This window comes from Caulobacter segnis, from assembly GCF_019931575.1.
In the GTDB taxonomy this organism is placed as follows: Bacteria; Pseudomonadota; Alphaproteobacteria; order Caulobacterales; family Caulobacteraceae; genus Caulobacter; species Caulobacter segnis_C.
The window spans coordinates 2,705,049-2,724,088 of sequence record NZ_CP082923.1 but is presented as its reverse complement, the minus strand read 5'-3'; the positions used below and the strand labels follow the sequence as shown (position 1 = coordinate 2,724,088).

The 19,040-nt window shown below is 69.0% G+C and carries 18 protein-coding genes; 9 read left to right on the top strand and 9 right to left on the bottom strand.

The window, feature by feature from the left end; translation table 11 throughout:
• The first annotated feature begins 109 nt into the window (after positions 1–109).
• From K8940_RS12555 to K8940_RS12520, 8 genes are all read left to right on the top strand, one after another.
• Complete coding sequence (locus tag K8940_RS12555; RefSeq protein WP_223390297.1) at positions 110–496, top strand: DUF6249 domain-containing protein; 387 nt, start codon at positions 110–112, stop codon at positions 494–496.
• Between the two features lie 22 nt (positions 497–518).
• Positions 519–1,103, top strand: coding sequence for an RNA polymerase sigma factor (locus K8940_RS12550; RefSeq protein WP_223390296.1), 585 nt, complete (start codon positions 519–521; stop codon positions 1,101–1,103).
• On the top strand, positions 1,096–1,476 hold the full coding sequence (locus tag K8940_RS12545) for a hypothetical protein (RefSeq protein ID WP_223390295.1): 381 nt from the start codon (positions 1,096–1,098) through the stop codon (positions 1,474–1,476). The genes K8940_RS12550 and K8940_RS12545 overlap by 8 nt, the downstream gene beginning before the upstream one ends.
• Before the next feature lie 80 nt (positions 1,477–1,556).
• Positions 1,557–2,384: a 3-methyl-2-oxobutanoate hydroxymethyltransferase gene (gene panB / locus K8940_RS12540; RefSeq protein ID WP_223395846.1), complete on the top strand. Its 828-nt coding sequence runs from the start codon at positions 1,557–1,559 to the stop codon at positions 2,382–2,384.
• 155 nt (positions 2,385–2,539) lie between these two features.
• Entirely contained in the window at positions 2,540–3,298 is a 759-nt protein-coding gene (locus tag K8940_RS12535) for a tetratricopeptide repeat protein (protein WP_223390294.1), read from the top strand.
• Positions 3,295–4,725, top strand: coding sequence for a PQQ-like beta-propeller repeat protein (locus K8940_RS12530; RefSeq protein ID WP_223390293.1), 1,431 nt, complete (start codon positions 3,295–3,297; stop codon positions 4,723–4,725). The genes K8940_RS12535 and K8940_RS12530 overlap by 4 nt, the downstream gene beginning before the upstream one ends.
• A gap of 129 nt (positions 4,726–4,854) precedes the next feature.
• A complete protein-coding gene (gene der / locus K8940_RS12525) occupies positions 4,855–6,618 on the top strand; it encodes a ribosome biogenesis GTPase Der (RefSeq protein WP_223390292.1) in 1,764 nt (587 codons plus the stop codon).
• Positions 6,619–6,705: 87 nt separating this feature from the next.
• On the top strand, positions 6,706–7,824 hold the full coding sequence (locus K8940_RS12520; RefSeq protein WP_223390291.1) for a serine hydrolase domain-containing protein: 1,119 nt from the start codon (positions 6,706–6,708) through the stop codon (positions 7,822–7,824).
• Here the strand turns inward: K8940_RS12520 and K8940_RS12515 are convergent.
• The 6 genes from K8940_RS12515 to radA form a co-directional block, all read right to left on the bottom strand.
• A complete protein-coding gene (locus tag K8940_RS12515) occupies positions 7,821–9,314 on the bottom strand; it encodes a PAS domain-containing methyl-accepting chemotaxis protein (protein ID WP_223390290.1) in 1,494 nt (497 codons plus the stop codon). The two genes, K8940_RS12520 and K8940_RS12515, sit on opposite strands and share 4 nt — an antisense overlap.
• Positions 9,315–9,505: 191 nt before the next feature.
• Positions 9,506–10,261, bottom strand: a complete 756-nt coding sequence (locus K8940_RS12510; protein WP_223390289.1) for an SDR family NAD(P)-dependent oxidoreductase — start codon at positions 10,259–10,261, stop codon at positions 9,506–9,508.
• A 48-nt stretch (positions 10,262–10,309) separates the two neighbouring features.
• Positions 10,310–11,293 carry a bile acid:sodium symporter family protein gene (locus tag K8940_RS12505; RefSeq protein ID WP_223390288.1) on the bottom strand — a complete coding sequence of 328 codons (984 nt, stop codon included), beginning with the start codon at positions 11,291–11,293 and terminating at the stop codon, positions 10,310–10,312.
• Positions 11,294–11,302: 9 nt separating this feature from the next.
• Positions 11,303–12,805: an amidophosphoribosyltransferase gene (purF, locus tag K8940_RS12500; protein ID WP_223390287.1), complete on the bottom strand. Its 1,503-nt coding sequence runs from the start codon at positions 12,803–12,805 to the stop codon at positions 11,303–11,305.
• The gene (locus K8940_RS12495) at positions 12,802–13,419 is read right to left on the bottom strand and encodes a CvpA family protein (RefSeq protein WP_223390286.1); all 618 of its coding nucleotides are present in this window, start codon (positions 13,417–13,419) and stop codon (positions 12,802–12,804) included. Before K8940_RS12495 ends, purF begins: the two co-directional genes overlap by 4 nt.
• A complete protein-coding gene (radA, locus tag K8940_RS12490; protein ID WP_223390285.1) occupies positions 13,416–14,798 on the bottom strand; it encodes a DNA repair protein RadA in 1,383 nt (460 codons plus the stop codon). Before radA ends, K8940_RS12495 begins: the two co-directional genes overlap by 4 nt.
• A 163-nt stretch (positions 14,799–14,961) precedes the next feature.
• On the opposite strand from radA, the gene K8940_RS12485 reads away from it, so the two are divergent.
• Positions 14,962–15,546 (top strand): hypothetical protein, encoded by a 585-nt coding sequence (locus K8940_RS12485; protein WP_223390284.1) that lies wholly within the window; start codon positions 14,962–14,964, stop codon positions 15,544–15,546.
• Here the strand turns inward: K8940_RS12485 and alr are convergent.
• The 3 genes from alr to K8940_RS12470 form a co-directional block, all read right to left on the bottom strand.
• On the bottom strand, positions 15,543–16,622 hold the full coding sequence (gene alr, locus K8940_RS12480; RefSeq protein ID WP_223390283.1) for an alanine racemase: 1,080 nt from the start codon (positions 16,620–16,622) through the stop codon (positions 15,543–15,545). The two genes, K8940_RS12485 and alr, sit on opposite strands and share 4 nt — an antisense overlap.
• A 39-nt stretch (positions 16,623–16,661) precedes the next feature.
• On the bottom strand, positions 16,662–17,348 hold the full coding sequence (locus K8940_RS12475; RefSeq protein ID WP_223390282.1) for a MarC family protein: 687 nt from the start codon (positions 17,346–17,348) through the stop codon (positions 16,662–16,664).
• Positions 17,349–17,429: 81 nt separating this feature from the next.
• Positions 17,430–18,959, bottom strand: a complete 1,530-nt coding sequence (locus tag K8940_RS12470) for a replicative DNA helicase (RefSeq protein WP_223390281.1) — start codon at positions 18,957–18,959, stop codon at positions 17,430–17,432.
• Positions 18,960–19,040: the final 81 nt, after the last annotated feature.

The following is a 19,040-nucleotide window of genomic DNA, read 5'->3' as shown; positions in this document are numbered from 1 at the left end:
CTTACGAAAGTTTCATCGGGGCGGGCGCCTCCAAACGGCGCCTTGAACGCCTCTTACTTGTGAAGGCGGCGCTGGGGGCGTCGTTCAACAAGTCTTTGGAGGATTTGATATGGGTCCCGAAATTGTCGTTCCCGTCGCGGGCTGCATCATGATCGCCTCGATCGTGATCTTCCCGTTCCTGTTCAAGAGCCGCGAGCGTCGCGAACTGCACGCGACCCTGCGCGCGGCCATCGACAAGGGCCAGCCGATCCCGCCCGAGGTGATCGAGGCCATGACCAAGAGCGTTAAGCTGCCGCCGACCCGTCTGCGCGACCTGCGCACCGGCGTGATCTGGCTGGCCATCGGCATCGGCGTCGCCCTGGCCACCTATTTCGGCGACTTCATCCATGGCGACGGAGACTCCGATGGTTTCGGCATCGCCTGCATCCCGGCCGTGATCGGCGTCGCCTACATCGTCCTGAGCTTCTTCAATCCGAACAAGGAAGAGCGGGTCTAGCGCCCGAAGCCTTGGGAGGGGCTTGAGAGCAATGGGCATGGATCGCCCGCCAACCGGTCACGACGTCGAACTCGCCGCATCCGCGGCGGCGGGCGACCGCCGGGCCTATGGGGAGCTGGTGCGTCGGCACGGCTCGGCCGTTCGGGGTCTTCTGAGACGCCTGGGCGCCGACTCGGCCACCGCCGACGACCTGGCCCAGGACGCGTTCATGGCCGGCTTCGAGCAAGTGGCCGAGTTCCGAGGGGAGGGGACCTTCGGCGCCTGGATCAAGAAGATCGCCGCGAGGCTCTATCTGAAGAAGGTCAAGCGCGAGGCGCGTCTGATCTTCTCGGACACTGTGGAGCCGGTCGAGGACGCGATGGCTCGCGACGCGTCGGGGGACGCCGCCAGCCGCATCGATCTCGACGAGGCGCTCAAGACGCTGTCACGCGGCGAGCGCCTGTGCGTTTCGCTATGCTATGGGGCCGACTGGTCCCACGGCGAGGCGGCCGAGGCCTTGAACATCCCGATCGGCACGGTCAAATCCCATGTCAAACGTGGTTTGGATAAACTCCGGGCGCGACTGGCCCGGCCCGAGGAAGGGGCGAGGAGGGAAGCACATGGCTGAACCCGATTTCGAAGCCCAACTGACCCGCATGTTCGCCGAAGCGCCGTCCTTCCCGGACGCGTCGCTGTTCAACGCCGAGGTCGCGGCCAAGCTGGACCGTGGCTGGACGATGCGGCGGATGTTCATCGGCCTGGCCGGTACGGCCGCGGGCCTGATCGCCGCGTTCCAGATCCTGAGCTCGCGCTTCTCCAGCGAGGTCACGCAGCTGTCGCGCAACACCGGTCACAACCTGCAGACCGAGCTCGACGCGGGCTACTCCAAGTTCAACGCGCTGTTCGCCTCGCCGGGCAGCTCGGAGGCTGTGTGGCTGGCGGCGTGCCTGGCGGTGGTGGCGCTGGCCTTCGCCGTGACGCGGATGGTCGAAGACTTCTAGCGGTCCACGCGTCCATGTTGCGGCGCGACGCGATCCGGCCCACAACGGCGCGCAAAAATGCGTCTTAGGGAGGGTTCGCCCTGTCCGCCCATCGTGAAGCTGCGGTCCGCCGTCTGGCCGCGCCCGACATCGCCGTCCGCAAGGGCGGCGAGCCCATCGTCTGCCTGACGGCCTACACCGCGCCGGTCGCCGCCGCTCTGGACGACGCCTGCGACCTGCTGCTGGTCGGGGATTCGGTCGGCATGGTCGTCCACGGCCTGCCCAACACCGTCGGCGTGACCCTAGAGATGATGATTCTGCACGGCCAGGCGGTCATGCGCGGCTCGAAGAAGGCCATGGTCGTCATCGACATGCCCTTCGGCTCGTACGAGGGCTCGCAGGAAGAGGCCTATGCCAACGCCGTGCGGATCATGAAGGAGACCGGAGCCCAGGCGGTGAAGGTCGAGAGCGGCCCGACGGTGCCGGAGACCATCCGCTACATGACCCAGCGCGGCGTGCCGGTCATGGGCCATGTCGGCCTGCGCCCGCAGGCGGTGCTGGTCGACGGCGGCTTCAAGGCCAAGGGCCGCGACGCCGCCGAGCGCGAGCGCATCCTGGTCGAGGCGAAGGCGACCGCCGAGGCCGGGGCTTTCGCCGTGGTCGTCGAGGGCGTGGCCGAGAGCCTGGCCCGCGAGATCACCGCCGCCATCGATGCGCCCACCATCGGCATCGGCGCCTCGGCCGGCTGCGACGGCCAGATCCTGGTCACCGACGACATGCTGGGCCTGTTCGACTGGACCCCGAAGTTCGTGCGCCGCTACGCCGACCTGAAGGGCGAAATCGAGCGCGCCGCCGCCCAATACGCCAGCGACGTGAAGGATCGCAGCTTCCCCGGCGAGGCTGAAACCTACTACGCCAAGAAGGTGTGAAAGCGCGCGTTGCGGCGTGGCGCGGCACGCTATAGGTTCGCCGCCTCGGCGAGCGGCCCTTCGCTAGCCACATTCTGTCTTAAACCAGCGACGTCGGCCGAGTTTCGGGCGCGACGTCCAAGGGGCGCAGCGCCCCCGTTTCGGAGCCTCGTTTCGTGGTCGATGTTTTTGACGAAGTCGAAGAGCAGCTTCGGTCGGAGCGCTATCGCAGCCTGGCGGTGAAGTCGCTGCCCTGGGTGGCGGCGGCGACGGCGGCCGTGGTGATCGGCGTCGGGGGCTACTGGGGCTGGACCTCGTATCAGACCAACCAGGCCGACAAGGCCTCGGAAGGCTATCAGGCCGCGCTGGAGACCGCCCAGAAGCAGGGGCCGGCCAAGGCCTTCGGCCAGTTCAAGACCGTCGCCGACGGCGGCGCCAAGGGCTACAAGGCCCTGGCCTTGCTGCAGATGGGCGACATCCGCCTCGAGGAAAACAAGACCCAGGAAGCCGTCGGCTATTTCGACGAGGCCGCGAAGGCCGCGCCGAACGCAATCCTCGGTGACCTTGCCCGCCTCAAATCCGCCTTCGCCCTGATGGACACCGCCTCCTACAAGGATATCGAGTCGAGGTTGACGCCTTTGGCGGGGGAAAAGAGTCCGTACCGCGTGTACGCCAAGGAGGCGCTGGCCTTCGCCAAGCTGCAGGCCGGTGACCTGGCCGGCGCGCGCGCCGATTTCGTGATCCTGGCTAACTCGCTGGACACCAGCACGTCGGAGGACGTGCGTCAGCGCGCCCAGGCCGCCATGCAACTGATCGACTCCGGCGCGGCCAAGGAACTGGGCGCGGCCGTCAAGGCCGCCGCCAAACTGCCCGCCATGCCTCAGATCGGCCAACTGCCGCCCGCCGCCGCGCCCAACGCCGCCCCCGCCCAATGAGCCGCCTGATGATTTCCAAGCGTTCCGTCGCCCTGGTCGCGCTGATGTCGGCGTCCATGGCCGTCACCGGCTGCTCGACGGTTTCGAAGCTCAATCCCTTCGGCGGCAAGGACAAGAACAAGTCCCAGGCCAGCCAGGGCCAGCGCATCTCGATCATCGCCTTCGACCAGAAGGTCGAGGCCAATGAGTCGCTGAAGGGCGCCGACTTCTTCCTGCCCGAGCCGACCGTCGTCACCGAATGGCGCCTGCCGGGCGGCAACGCCGAGCAGTCGATCGAGCACGTCGACGCCGGCAAGGGCTTCCAGATCGCCTGGAAAAAGGGCTTCGGCAAGAAGGGCGGCAAGACGTTCCACGTCACCGCTCCGCCGGTGTCGGCTCAGGGTCGCATCTACGTGATGGACGGCGAGGCCGACGTCGTGGCGCTGGACGCCCGGTCCGGCTCGCAGATCTGGCGCAAGGACCTGCGTCCGGCTGCCGGCCCGACCAAGAAGGGCGGCTTCCTGGGTCTGCTGCCCAAGAAGAACGATCGCCTGGGCTTCGGCGGCGGGGTCGCCGTCGGTCCGGACAACAAGCTCTATGTCGCCTCGGGCTTCCGCTTCGTGGCTCAGCTGGACGCCGCGACCGGCGCCCTGGGCTGGACCCAGCAGGTCTCGACCCCGATCCATGGCGCCCCGACGGTCGTGGATGGCCGCCTGTTCGTCGTGTCGACCGACAACGAGCTGCTGACCTACAACACCGAGACCGGCGCGCCGGGCTGGACCTATCAGGCCCTGAGCGAGCCGGCCCGCATCCTGGCCGCCTCGACGCCCGCCGTCAGCGGCGACACCGTCGTGGCCGGCTTCGCCTCGGGCGAACTGGTGGCCCTGCGCGCGGCCAACGGCAACGATCTGTGGAGCGAGGCCCTCAGCCGCGCCAGCCGCACCAACGCCCTGTCCGAGATCCGCGACATCCCGGGCCGCCCGGTGATCTACAAGGGCGACGTCTTCGCCGTCAGCCACTCGGGCGTCTTCGCCGCCACCGACCTGCGCTCGGGCCAGGCGCGCTGGAGCCTGCCGGTGACCGCCATCACCACCCCGTGGGCCGCCGGCGACGTCGTCTTCGTCGTGGACAAGGCCGGCCAGGTGATCTGCGTCTCGCGCGAGAACGGCTCGGTCTACTGGATCCAGGACCTCAACAACACCGAGGCCCTGAGCAAGAAGCAGAAGAAGAAGCGCGCCAAGCACCCGCGTCTGTGGTCGACCCCGATCCTGGCCAATGGCCGCCTGATCACGGTGTCCAGCGACGGCGAGGCCGTGGCCCTGAACGCCAAGACCGGCGCCAAGGAAAAGACCCTGAAGATCGGCTCGCCCGTGCTGATCAATCCGATCGCGGTCGGCGACACGATCTACCTCGTCACCGACGACGCCGAGGTTGTGGCCATCCGCTGATTTTCGAGCCCTTCGCGGGGCCTGAAAGACAACCGAACGCCTTCGGGCCCGGGACGGTGGAAGCCGGCCCGGGCCTTCGCTTTTGCGGCCCCTTTTGCTGTTAAGGCGAAAATCGACTACTGGACGCCTATGCCTTTGAAACTCGCCATCGTCGGCCGCCCCAATGTGGGCAAGTCCACGCTGTTCAATCGTCTGGCCGGCAAGAAGCTGGCCATCGTCGACGACCAGCCGGGGGTCACGCGCGACCGTCGCTACGCCGACGGCCGCCTGGGCGACCTCGACCTGCAGTTGATCGACACCGCCGGCTTCGAGGACGTCGCCGACGAGAGCCTGGAGGCGCGCATGCGCGCCCAGACCGAGCTGGCGATCGAGGAAGCCGATCTCTCGCTGTTCATCTATGACGCCCGCGAAGGCGTCACGCCGCTGGACGAGGTGTTCGCCGCGCTGCTGCGTCGTCGCGGCAAGCCGGTGATCATCGCCGCCAACAAGGCCGAGGGCAAAGCCGGCCAGTCGGGCATCGGCGAAGCCTACAAGCTGGGCCTGGGCGAGCCGATCCCGATCTCGGGCGAGCACGGCGAAGGCATGGCCGAGCTCTACGCCGCCATGCTGGAGGCCGTTCCCGAGGACCAGTACTCCGATGACGAGGACGACGAGGACAAGCCGATCCGCCTGGCCATCGTCGGTCGTCCGAACGCCGGCAAATCGACCCTGATCAACCGCCTGATCGGCGAGCAGCGCCTGCTGACCGGCCCCGAGGCCGGCATCACCCGCGACTCCATCTCGGTCGACTGGGTCTGGGGCGACAAGAAGGTCCGCCTGGTCGACACCGCCGGCCTGCGCAAGAAGGCCAAGGTGCAGGAGAAGCTGGAGAAGCTCTCCACCCAGGACACCATCCGCGCCATCACCTTCGCCGAGGTCGTGGTGCTGGTGATGGACGCCACCCATCCGTTCGAGATCCAGGACTTGCAGATCGCCGACCTGACCGAGCGGGAAGGGCGGGCCCTGGTGTTCGTGCTGGCCAAGTGGGACCTGATCGAGGATCAGGCCGCGACCCTGGCCGCCTTCCGCGAGCACGCCGAGCGTATGCTGCCCCAGGTGCGCGGCGCGCCGGTGGTGGCGCTGTCGGGCGAGACCGGCAGCGGCGTCAACAAGCTGATGCCGGCCGTGCTGAAGATCCACAAGGACTGGTCGACCAAGGTCAAGACCCGCGACCTGAACGACTGGCTGCAGATGGCCATGCAGCGCCACCCGCCGCCCGCCGTCAGCGGCCGCCGCGTGAAGCCCAAGTACATGGCCCAGACCAAGGCGCGTCCGCCGACCTTCGTGCTGTTCTCCAGCCGCGCCGACCAGATGCCCGACCACTATCGGCGCTATCTGATCAACAGCCTGCGCGAAAGCTTCGACCTGCCGGGGGTGCCGCTGCGCATCACCATCAAGTCGGGCGCCAATCCCTATGCCGACGGCGAGGCCAAGGGCCACAGCGGCCGGGGCAAGCGCGAGTTCGAACGCCGCGAGCGCGAGGAGGAGCGCATCCGCGCCTCGCGCAACACGGTCAAGAAGTCCAAGCGCCTGGCCGATGAAGCCGCCGCCAAGGCCGCGGCCGAGGCGGGCCTGCCCGATCCGACCGTGAAGCAGCCAGTCAAGAAGAAGACCTCGGCCGCGCCGAAGGTCACGGCCGCTCCTGTCGAGGGCGTCGTGTCCGAACCGGGCAAGGCTGCCGTCAAGTCGGTCAAGAAGCTGGGCCCCAAGGTCCAGAAGAAGGTCTCGACCACGCCCAGCTACAAGGTCGGCGCCAAGTCGGCGGGCGGCAAGGCGGCCGGACCCAAGCGTCCGGTGGCCGGCTCGCGCACCGTGCGCGGCAATACCGGTCCGGGCCGTCCGAAGGGACGTTGAGCCCAAACTTCGCCATACGCGTTTAGCCTGCTGGGTGGAACGCGGAGGACGATGATGCGGGGCACGGGACTGGCGGCGCCTGTCTTGATGTTGCTTGTGACGGGCTTGCCGGCCGTCGCGCTGGCGGCCGACTACAAGCCCGTCGTCTGCAAGAGCGCGGTGACCTATGCCGGTCCGCCGCTGCACGCGCCCGTCGCGCCGCCGCTGCTTCCCGAGGTCCCCAAGGCCGCGCTGGATCCCGAGACCGTCGCGCGGCTGGAGGCCGGTTTTCTCCGCGCCAAGGCCGCGACCCAGGCGCCGGTCATCACCGCCGCCATCCTGGTTCCCGGCAAGGGGGGCTGGGAGCGCACCGACAGCGGGGACCAGCCGCCGCTGCTGTTCTGGGCCAGCGCGGGCAAGAGCCTCGTCGCCATCGTGGTCCTGCAGCTGGTCGAGGCCGGCAAGCTGAAACTGGAGGATCCGATCGGCCAGTACGTGGCCGGGGTCCCCAATGGCGACGTGGTCACCATCCGCGACCTGCTGGCCCATACCGGCGGCCTGTTCAGCGCCAACGAGGACCTGAAGGCCCGCGCCGAGCGGCAGGCGCACACTCTGGACGAGGACGTGAAGATCATCGCTCGCCATGGCGCGATGTCCTGTCCCGGCGAGCGCTGGCGCTATTCCAACACCGGCTACGGCCTGCTGGGCAAGGTGATCGAGACCGTGGACGGGCGATCCTGGCAGGACGCCGTCGACGCCCGGATCGTCAAGCCGCTGGGGCTGAAGTCGCTGCGGATGCTGGCTGACGGCGACAAGGCCGAGGATGTCGCCAGGCTGGTCTCGGCCAAGGAGGCGCCGATCGCGCCCGCCTGGGCCGGGGCGGCGGGGCCGGCCGTGGGCTCGGCGGGCGACATGGCGCGAGTGTGGGCGGCGCTGCTGGGCGGTCAGCTGCTGAAGCAGGAGACCGTCGGGGCTATGTTCGGGAAGCTCTACCCGATGTTCGACGCCGGAAGCTTCTATGGCCTGGGCGCGATGGCGGTGGAGGTTCCGGGAGCGGAGGGTTCCCGGAGCCTGTGGCTGGGCCACCTGGGCGGGACGCCCGGCGCCAGCGCGGTCGTGGCCTATTCGGTGAAGGATGGAGCGATCGTGGCCGCCGCCCTGACCGGTGACGGCTCGGCGGCGGCCGCGGCGAACCTGCTGCTAGGGCAGGTTCTCGCCCCCCACTAGAACTCTTCCCATTCGGCCGGGGCGGCGGCCGTCGCGGCGCCGCCGGGGCGGGCGAAGCTCTGGATGCGGGCGCGCTGCTCGGCGACCGGGTTGCGGGCCGGGGCTGGCGCCGGATGGCGGACGGCCGCGCGGCCGCCGGTCTGGAACCGGGCCACCTGGCGAGCCAGGTCCTGGGCCTCGCCGCGCAGCGAGGCCGACGAGGTGTTGGCCTCCTCGACCATGGCGGCGTTCTGCTGGGTGACCTGGTCCATCTGGTTCACGGCGGCGTTGACCTGGTTCAGGCCGGTGGCCTGCTCCTGCGAGGACTCGGCGATCTCGCGGATCAGGCCGTTGATCTCGCCGACCTTGGCGACAATGCCGGTCAGGGCCTGGCCGGTGTCGCCGACCAGCCGCACGCCATGCTCGACCTGGGTGGACGAGTTGGCGATCAGGGTCTTGATCTCCTTGGCCGCTTCGGCCGAACGCTGGGCCAGGGCCCGCACTTCCTGGGCGACGACCGCGAAGCCGCGACCGGCTTCACCGGCGCGCGCCGCCTCGACGCCGGCGTTCAAGGCCAGCAGGTTGGTCTGGAAGGCGATCTCGTCGATGACGCCGATGATCTGGGTGATCTGGCCCGAGGACTTCTCGATCTCGCCCATCGCCGCGACGGCCTGCTGGACGACCTCGCCCGAGCGGTCGGCGTCGGTGCTGGCGGCCGAGGCGGCGGCCGAGGCCTGCCGGGCGCCCTCGGCGCTGCGCTTGACCGTGGCGGTGATCTGGTCGAGCGCCGCGGCGGTTTCTTCCAGGCTGGCGGCCTGCTGCTCGGTGCGCTTGGACAGGTCGTTGGAGGCGCTGGCGATCTCGTTGGCCCCGGATTCCATGCTGTTGGCGGCCTCGGCGATCGCGGACATGGCGTCGCGCAGGCTGTCGATCGCGGCGTTGAAGTCCTCGCGCAGCTGGGCGTAGCGGCCCTCGAAGCGGGTGTCGATGCGCGCCGTCAGGTCGCCGCGCGCCAGGCGGCCCAGGCTTTCGGCCAGGACGGAGACGATGTGCTCCTGCTCCTGGCGAACCTGCTCGCGCTCGGCCTCGGTCTCGCGGCGCTCGATCTCGACGGTGGTGACGTCGGCGGCGAACTTGATGACCTTGAAGGGGCGGCCGTTTTTGTCGAGGACGGGATTGTAAGACGCCTGGATCCAGACCTCCTTGCCGCCCTTGCCAACGCGCTTGAACTTGTCAGCGACGAACTGACCGGCGTTCAGCGCGGCCCAGAACTCGCGATAGGCCGGGGACGCGGCCTGGGCGGCGTCGACGAAGATGCTGTGTTTGCGGCCCTGGATCTCGGAGAGGGTGTAGCCCATCGTCCGCAGGAAGTTTTCGTTGGCCGTCAGGATCGTGCCGTCCAGGCTGAACTCGATCACCGCCTGGGAACGCTGGATCGCCGCGACGATGCCCGCGAGATCGGAGACCTGAGCCGTGTCCGCCGCATCGCGGCCACGAGAGAACAGCGCCATGTGAAGGCCCCAAGGACGCGACGTCGTTGCCGCGCTTAAACGTCTCCGGCGACGCTGGTTAATGAGCCGCTAATTTGTCACCGGGTCGCAAAACATTGTTCCTTGGATCAGCGTCAGGGTGGTATTTTTAACCTCTGTACAACCCGTGCGGCTATTTCCGTAACAATTCAAACCCCCGCGTGAGGTTTCGCTCAGGCGTCGATGCTCGGTGATTCCTGGCCGCGGTCCTTGAAGCGGACGACGCCCTTGGGCGGCTGGCGGTCGGGGCGGACCAGGTCGACGACGAACGGGACGATGGTCTCCGGCGCGGGCACGGTCTTGGGATCCTCGCCCGGGAAGGCGCCGGCCCGCATGCGAGTGCGCATGGCGCCGGGATCGACGCACAGGGCGCGGATGGCGGTGTTCTCGGTCTCGTCGGCATAGACGTCGACGATGGCTTCCAGCGCCGCCTTGGTCGCCGCGTAGGCGCCCCAGAAGGCTGGGCGGCTCTTGGCCACGCTGCTGGAGAAGAACAGGGCCCGGCCGGCGTCCGACGCGCGCAGCAGCGGGTCCATGGCGCGGATCAGGCGCCAGTTGGCCGTCAGGTTGGTGGACAGGATCATGTCCCAGCCCTTGGGGTCCAGGTGGCTGACCGGCGTCAGGGGGCCCAGCAGGCCGGCCGCGCCGACCAGGATGTCGAGCTTGCCCCAGCGCTGGTGGATGGCCGCGCCCAGGTGATCCAGGCCGTCAGGTTCGCGCAGGTCCAGGGGGACCAGGGTGGCGCGCTCGCCGGTGGCTTCCAGGATGGCGTCGTCCAGGGCCTCGAGCGCGCCTTGCGTGCGGCCCACGGCGATGACATGGGCGCCGGCCTTGGCCAGGCCCAGGGCGATCGCCTCGCCGATGCCGCGCGTGGCGCCGGTGACGAGGGCGATGCGGCCGGCCAGCGGCTTTTGGGAGTCGGAAGTCATGCGCGGGTTCTAGATCAGAGGAGGGCGAACGGAAACCGGGAGAAGCCCTTAAGCTTCCGCTTCGCTGGCCTTCCTGGCGTAGTGCTGGGCGATGACCGAGCAGGCCATCAGCTGGATCTGGTGGAAGATCATCAGCGGCAGGACCAGGATCCCGGCGGTCGGACCGGGGAACAGGATGCCCGCCATCGGCACGCCGGTCGCCAGGCTCTTCTTGGAGCCGCAGAAGGTGATCGCCTTCTCGTCCTCGGGCGAGAAGCCCAGGGCCCGCGCGCCGAAGGTGGTGGCCGCCAGCACGATGGCCAGCAGCACGCCGCAGACGACCAGCAGCAAGACCAGCTGCAGCGGCGAGATCCGATGCCAGATGCCGCCGACGACGGCCTCGCTGAAGGCGGCGTAGACGACCAGCAGGATCGAGCCGCGATCGACATAGCCGATCAGACCCTTGTGCTTGGCGATCCAGCCGCTGACCAGCGGCCGGGCCAACTGGCCGGCGATGAACGGCAGCAGCAGCTGGACGACGATGTCCTGCACCGACTTCCAGCCGCCCGCGGCGCCGCCCTGGGTGTGCATCAGCAGGCCCACCAGCACCGGCGTGATGAAGATGCCGAAGAGGTTGGAGGCGCTGGCCGCCACCACGGCCGCAGCGACGTTGCCGCGCGCGATCGAGGTGAAGGCGATCGAGGACTGCACCGTCGAGGGCAGGCAGCACAGGAACAGGATCCCAGCCGCCAGGGTCGGCGGCAGCACGCCGATCTTGCTGATGGCCAGGCCCAGGATCGGGAACATCACGAAGGTGAAGGCCAGGATCAGCAGGTGCAGCCGCCAGTGCGTCACGCCGGCGACCACGCTCTCCCGCGACAGCTTGGCGCCATGCAGGAAGAACAGCAGGGCGATGGCCAGCTTGACGACGATGTTCAGCCCATGCGCCGCCTCGCCGCGCACGGGGATGATCGAGGCCAGCACGACCATGCCGAACAGGGCGAGGACGTACGGCTCGAGCTTCAGCTTCTCGAGAACGCTCTTCAGGTTCACAAGACGGACTTAGGCGCTGACCAGCAGCGACAGCTGCTTGTCGTTGGTTTCGTTGCGGCCCTCGGCGATCTCGCGGTCCGTCAGGCGGGTCGGATAGTCGCCGGTGAAGTAGTGGTCGGTGAACTGCGGGGCGGCCGGATCGCGCGGACCCGCCTCCAGAGCGTCGTACAGGCCCTCGACCGACAGGAAGCCCAGGCTATCCACTTCCAGGAACTTGGCCATCTCTTCCAGCGACTTGTTGGCCGCCAGCAGCTGTTCGCGCTCGGGCATGTCGATGCCGTAGAAGTCGGGCCACTTGATCGGCGGGCTGGCCGAGCGGAGGTGGACCTCCTTGGCGCCGGCCTCGCGGACCATGCGGACGATCTTCAGCGAGGTGGTGCCGCGCACGATCGAGTCGTCGATCAGCACCACGCGCTTGCCGGCCAGGATGGCTCGGTTCGGGCTGTGCTTCATGCGCACGCCCAGCTCGCGAACGCCCTGGGTGGGCTGGATGAAGGTGCGGCCCACATAGTGGTTGCGGATGATGCCCATCTCGAACGGGATGCCGCTCTCCTGGGCGAAGCCCAGGGCGGCGGGGACGCCCGAGTCCGGCACAGGCACCACGACGTCGGCCTCGATGCCGGTTTCCTTGGCCAGGTTGCGGCCCATGCGCTTGCGCACGCCGTAGACCGAGCGGCCGTTCACGACGCTGTCGGGACGGGCGAAGTAGACATATTCGAACACGCAGGGGCGCGCGGCCTGGGTCTGGAACGGCTTGGTCGAGGTGATGCCGGTTTCCTCGATCACCACCATCTCGCCGTGTTCGATGTCGCGCACGAAGCGGGCGCCGATCATGTCGAGGGCGCAGGTCTCGGAGGCCAGGATCGGCTTGCCGTCCAGGTCGCCCAGGACTAGCGGGCGGATGCCCAGCGGGTCGCGCAGGCCGATCATCTTCTTGTTGGTGATGGCCACCAGGGCGTAGCCGCCCTCGATCTGGCCGACCGCGTCGATGAAGCGGTCGACGATCCTGGCCTTCCGGGAGCGGGCGATCAGGTGAAGGATGACTTCGGAATCCGAGGTCGATTGGAAGATTGCGCCTTCCTGCACCAGGCGTTCGCGCAAGGTCAGGAAGTTGGTCAGGTTGCCGTTGTGGGCGATGGCCACGCCGCCGGTCTCGAGATCGGCGAACATCGGCTGGACGTTGCGGATGCCGCTGCCGCCGGCCGTCGAGTAGCGGGTGTGGCCGATGGCCATGTTACCCGGCAGGCGCTGGACGAGGTCGGCGCCAGTGAAGGCGTCGCCGACATGGCCCATGTGGCGCTCGGTGTGGAAGCGGTTGCCGTCGAAGGCGGCGATGCCGCAAGCTTCCTGGCCGCGGTGCTGCAGGGCGTGCAGGCCCAGGGCCGCGATGGCCGCCGCGTCGCGCGTGCCGAAGACGCCAAAGACGCCGCACTCCAGGCGCAGCGTGTCGTCTTCCGGATCACGCCATGGCGAAGAGGAATAGCGGTCGGTCGACTGGCCCAGGAAGGTCATCGCGATTTCTCCACCAGGTCGTCGAGCTGTCGACGCTGGTTTTCATCATAGCCTTTTCCGGACGATTTCTCGCCGGACGTATTGTCGCCGCCCTCATGAACGGCGTCCTTGATCGCTGGCGCCAGCTTGCCGGCCAGCGCCTTGCCCTTGGGCGCGAAGACCTTCAGCACTTCGCCGCTGGCCTCGGACAGGGGATAGAACAGCGAATCCTCGACCCAGTGCGGCATGCGGTCCGGCGGCGTCGCCAGGTGCAGCAGCAGGTTGAAGACGCCCAGGATCACGCAGGCGCGGATCGCGCCGAAGGTCGCGCCGATCGCGCGGTCCAGCATGCCGGCCGAACTCTGCTGCAGGCTGGCGGTCAGGCGGCCGCCGATCAGGCGGAAGATCAGGAAGAAGACGACGAAGACCACCAGCACCGCCGCGCCGGTCGCCGCCCAGTCAGGGTCCATGAGCTTGCGGAAGACCGGGCCGCTGATCCGCAGGCCGAACAGGGCGATGGCGGCGGCGAAGATGAACGACAGCGCCGAGGTCAGCTCGCGCGAGGCGCCGCGAATCCAGCCGGTGACGCCGGAGACCAGAAGCAGGAGGCCGGCGATGATGTCGAAAGGCGTCACGTCAGGCTCGTCCAGATCTCGTCGCCGATGCGGCGGACTGCGTCGGTCAGACGCGCCACGCCCGCCACCGGCAGGGCTCCGCCGCCTTCAGGCAGGCCGGCGAGCGGTCCCAGCGCCCGGCCAAATCCCAGTTTCGCGGCTTCCTTCAAACGTGTCTCCATCCGGCTGACGGGCCGTACTTCGCCCGACAGGCTGAGCTCGCCGAACACGACGCAGTCCTGGGGCAGGGCGACGTCCAGGGCGGAGGAGGCCAGGGCCGCCGCCGCCGCGAGATCCGCCGCCGGTTCCGTGATGCGAAGGCCGCCAGCGACGTTCAGATAGACGTCCTTGTCGCCAAAACCAAGGCCGCATCGGGCTTCAAGTACGGCCAAGACCATGGCCAGGCGTCCGGAATCCCATCCGACCACGGCGCGACGCGGCGTTCCGTACGCGGAGGGCGCGACCAGGGCCTGGAATTCCACCAGCACGGGCCGTGAACCCTCGATGCCGGCGAACACCGCCGCGCCCGCCGCCCGCTCGCCGCCCTCGTTGAGGAACAGCGCCGAGGGGTTCTTGACCTCGCGCAGGCCGACGTCGCCCATCTCGAAGACGCCGATCTCGTCCGTAGCGCCAAAACGGTTTTTGGCGCCGCGGAGAATACGGAACGGATAGCCGCGCTCGCCCTCGAACGAGAGTACGGCGTCGACGAGGTGCTCGACCACGCGCGGGCCGGCGATCTGGCCGTCCTTGGTGACGTGGCCGACCAGCAGGATGGCCACGCCCTTCTTCTTGGCCAGGCGCACCAGCTCGGTGGCGCAGGCGCGGACCTGGGTGACGGTGCCGGGCCCGGCTTCGTGGGCGTCGCTCCACAGGGTCTGGATCGAGTCGATGACCACCAGGTCGAAGTTGTCGCGCTTCAGGCCGTCCAGGATGTCGCGCAGCGAGGTCTCGGCGGCCAGGCTGACATTGGCCTTGGCCAGGCCCATGCGGTCCGCGCGGCCCCGGATCTGCTCGACGGCTTCCTCGCCCGAGATGTAGGCGCAAGACACGCCGCGCAGGGCGGCGCTGGCGCAGACCTGCAGCAGCAGGGTGGACTTGCCCACGCCCGGGTCGCCGCCGATCAACAGGGCCGAACCCGGCACCACGCCGCCGCCGCAGACGCGGTCGAACTCGTCGACGCCGGTCATGATCCGGGGCGGCGGGGCGGACTGGCTTTCCAGGCCGGTGAACTGCAGGCCGCGCACGCGCGTGGACTTGGTCGTCGACAGCGCGCCCGGCGGCTTGGCCCCGACCTCCTCGACCAGCGTGTTCCAGCTTTGGCAGGCGGGGCATTGTCCGGACCACTTGGTCTGGACCGCGCCGCAGGACTGGCAGGCGTAGACGGCGCCGTCGCGGGCCATGAGGTCTCCTGATTCTCGGATGTCGGTAGTCTACAGGCTGGCGGGACGGTGCGCCAAAGCCGGACGCAGCCAAGGTGCGCAGCACGCGTTAGGGTGGCAGGGCGCTGGAAGGAGCTGGCTCATGCCAGGGATTGAGGCTGGAAGCAGGACTTGGCGTCGCGGCGTGGCTGTCGCCGTCGTGATGGTCGTGGTCGGCTGCGGGCGGCAAGGCGAGCGTTCGTCCTCCGGACCGGTCGAGGTCAACGGCAAGCCGATCGACCTGCGCCAGCTGGAAAAGGACTCCGAGCAGGCCGAGCGGGCGGCGCGGAAGGGCGCGCGCCCCCTGGCGGCCGCTAGTCTGAAGGATCTGCTGCCGGCCAGCGTCGGCGGGTTCGCGCGCGGCCCCGTCACCAGCGAGCTCGGGCCCGAGCCGGGCATGGCCAAGGCGCGGGCGAAGTATGTGAAAGGCGCCTCGGCCTTCGTGCTGGAGGTCACCGATCTCGGGGCCATCGGCAGCGTCGGCGCCTCGGACGACGCCCAGGGCGCGGAGAGCACGCGACGCACGGCGACCGGCTATGAGACCATCACCACGGCTGGCGGGCGGCTGGTCACGGAGGCCTGGGACACGGCCTCGAAGTCGGGGCGCTACAGCATCGTGGCGGCCGACCGGTTCGCGGTCTCGGCGGAAGGCTCGGCCGAGACGGTCGACGTGCTGAAGGCGGCGGTTCACACGGTCAACGCCGCGCGGCTGCGGGCCCTGGCGGGCTAGCGGCCGATCACCACGCGGCGGGCGCGCGGCGCGACACGGGTCAGCAGTTCATAGGCCGAGGTGCCGGCGGCGGTCGCGGCGTCGTCGATCGGCAGATTCGGGCCGAACAGCTCGACCATGGCGCCGGGACGCGCGGCGTCGCAGTCGGTGATGTCGATCGCCAGCAGGTCCATGGAGACGCGGCCCAGCAGCCGGCGCCGGGCGCCGTCGAACCAGGCCTGGCCATTCGGATGGCTGGCGCGCGGCACGCCGTCGGCATAGCCGGCCGCGACGATGGCCACGCGGGTGGTGTCGGGCGCGGTCCAGCCGGCGCCGTAGCCCACGCTCTCGCCGCGCGGCACGACCCGGACCTGCAGGATCGGGGCTTCGACCGTGGCGACGGCGCGGATCTCGGGATGCGGGACGCCCTCGGGCCCGCCGCCATAGAGGCTGATCCCCGGACGGGCCTGGTCGAAGCGATAGGCCTCGCCCAGGAACAGGCCCGCCGAGTTGGCCAGGCTGCGCCGGGCGTTCGGCAGCAGGGCCGTGACGGCCTCGAAACGCTCCAACTGGCGAGCGCTCATCGGGCTTTCGGGCGTGTCGGCGCAGGCCAGGTGGCTGATGACGAGATCGAGGTCCAGGCGCTTCAGCCGGTCGGTCGCGCCGACCAGCACCTTCACCTCCTCCGGGCGCAGGCCCAGGCGGTTCATGCCGGTGTCGACATGCAGCGCCGCCTTCAGCCGGCCCGAGCGGGCCTGGGCGTTCCAGGCCTCGATCTGCGGCAGGCTGTTGAGCACCGGAATCAGCCCCGCGCCCTCCAGCGTGTCGCCGGAGCCGGGCGTGGCGCCGTCGAGGACGTAGATGATCGCGTCGCGGTCGCCCAAGGCCTGGCGCAGGGCGACGCCTTCCGACAGACGAGCGACATAGAAGCTGCACGCGCCCTCGGCCCACAGCCGGTCGGCGACGTCCGCCGCGCCGAGGCCGTAGCCGTCGGCCTTGACCGCCGGCGCCAGTTCGGCGTCGCCGGCGCGCTTTCGCAAGGCCGCGTGGTTGGCGGCCAGGGCGTCGAGGTCGAGGGTCAGGCGGGCTTCGGTCACGGGGACGGCGTAGCGGACGCGGCCTTGCCGTTCAACGGTCTAACCGGAATGCGAGGCCATGAACTTGGCCACCAGGTTCTCCGCGCCCGAGGCGATGATCTGAACGCCGATGCACAGCAACAGGAAGGCGACCAGCCGCGACAGCACCCGGGCGCCGGAAGGACCCAACAGGCGCATGACCCGGCCCGAGGCGCTGTAGAACACCCAGACCATCACCGCCACGAGCGCGGCGGCCAGGCTGGCGCCGATGAAGAACGGCGCCACCGCCGCGCCCTCGGTCGGGCGCTGAGAGGAGAGGGCGATGGCTACCGAGATCGAACCTGGTCCGGTCGTGAACGGCATGGTCAGCGGGAAAAACGCCACGTCTTCGTGGGTCTGGGCGGACTCGGTCTGGCTGGTTTTGCGGTCCTCGTGTTGCTGCGGATCCATCAGCAGGCCCCAGGCGCGGATGGCCACGACCAGGCCGCCGGCCACCCGCAAAGCCCCCAGGCTGACGCCGAAGAAGTTCAGGATGTAGCCGCCCAGCAGCAGCGAGCCCAGCAGCACCAGGAAGGCGTAGAAGCCGATCCGCCGCGCCAGCCCGCGCCGTTCCTCGCGCGAGCGTCCGGCCATGGCCTGGTGAAAGATCAGCGACGCTCCGACCGGATTGACGATCGAGAACAGCGCCGGAAACGCCAGCAGGAAGGCGCCGACCAGGCTGGAGGTGGGCAGGGGGCTGAAGTCCATGCGACTCGTCGGGCAGGAGGGCGAGGCGCCGACCGTGGCGCGGGGCGGAGGCGGAAGTCAAACCCGCCTCCTCCGAAGGGCCTATTCGTCCGACGGGATGTTCCGGGCCTGGGCGAAGTAGTGGTCGCGGGCCAGGTTGCCGAAGCGCGTGGTGTCGCTGTTGAACGACAGGCGCACGGTGCCGATGGGACCGTGACGCTGCTTGGCGATGATCACCTCGGCCAGGCCGTGCAGGCGGTCCATCTCCTCCTGCCAGGTCAGGTGCTCGGGCGTACCCTCGCGCGGCTCGGCGCGGCCCACGTAATAGGCCTCGCGGTACACGAACCACACCATGTCGGCGTCCTGTTCGATCGAACCGGATTCCCGAAGGTCGGAGAGCTGAGGCCGCTTGTCGTCGCGCTGTTCGACCTGACGCGACAGCTGCGAGAGGGCGATGACGGGGCAGGCCAGTTCCTTGGCCAGGGCCTTGAGGCCCATGGTGATCTGCGAGACTTCCTGCACGCGGCTGGCGTTGGACGACAGGTCCGAGCCGGTGACCAGCTGCAGGTAGTCGACCACCACCAGGTCCAGGCCGTGCTGGCGCTTGAGGCGACGGGCCCGGGCGGTCAGCTTGGCGATCGAGATACCGCCGGTGGCGTCGATGAACAGGGGCGCTTCCTGCAGCTCCATGGCCGCGTCGCGGACGCGCCCGAACTCGGAAGCGTCGATCTCGCCCTTCCGCAGCTTGTCGCCCGACACGCCCGAGGCGTCGGCCAGCATACGCAGGGCCAGCTGCTCGGCGCTCATTTCCAGCGAGTAGAAGGCCACGACGCCGCCCTGGACGGTCTTCTTCGTGCCGTCGGGCTGGATCTCGTAGGCGTATTTCTTGGCGATGTTGAAGGCGATGTTGGTCGCCAGGGCCGTCTTGCCCATCGAGGGACGGCCGGCCAGGACGATCAAGTCGGAGGGGTGCAGGCCGCCGATCTTCTGGTCCAGGTCGATCAGGTCGGTCGAGACGCCCGACATGCCGCCTTCGCGGCTGTAGGCCTCGGCGGTCATCTCGACCGCGCCGCGCAGGGCGTCGCCGAAACTGACGAAGCCCGACGAGGCGGTGCCGCTTTCAGCCAGGCTGTACAGCTGCTGTTCGGCCGACTCGATCTGGTCGCGGGCGGTCTTCTTCTCCCCGTCCTTGACCTCGGCGGTCCCTTGCGCGGCCGTGGCGATGTCGCCGCCGATGCGGATCAGCTCGCGACGCAGGGAGAGGTCGAAGATCACCCGGGCGTAGTCGCCGGCGTTGGCGGCGGGCGGGGCGCGGTCGACGAGGTCGGCCAGGTAGCGCAGGCCGCCCAGCTCTTCGAACGCGGCGTCGGCCTTGAACTCGTCGGCCAGCAGGATCGGTTCGGCCAGCTGGCCCTTGCGGACGTGGGTCTCGATCGCCTGGAACAGGCGCTGGTGGAAGGGCTCGTAGAAGCAGCGGGCCTGCAGGCTGTCGGTCAGGCGCTCGTACGCGGCGTTGTCGTACAGCAGGATCCCGAGCAGCGCCTGCTCGGCTTCCATGTTGTGCGGCGCCACGTTGATCGTGGGCTCGGGTAGGCCGGGGAGAACGAGATCGAGCGCGGGAACGAGGGACATCGGAGGAAATTAACGCGACGACGGTTCGGACGCGCGGGCGAGTTGGCCCGGCGACTCAGATGAACGGGGATGTTCTGTGTA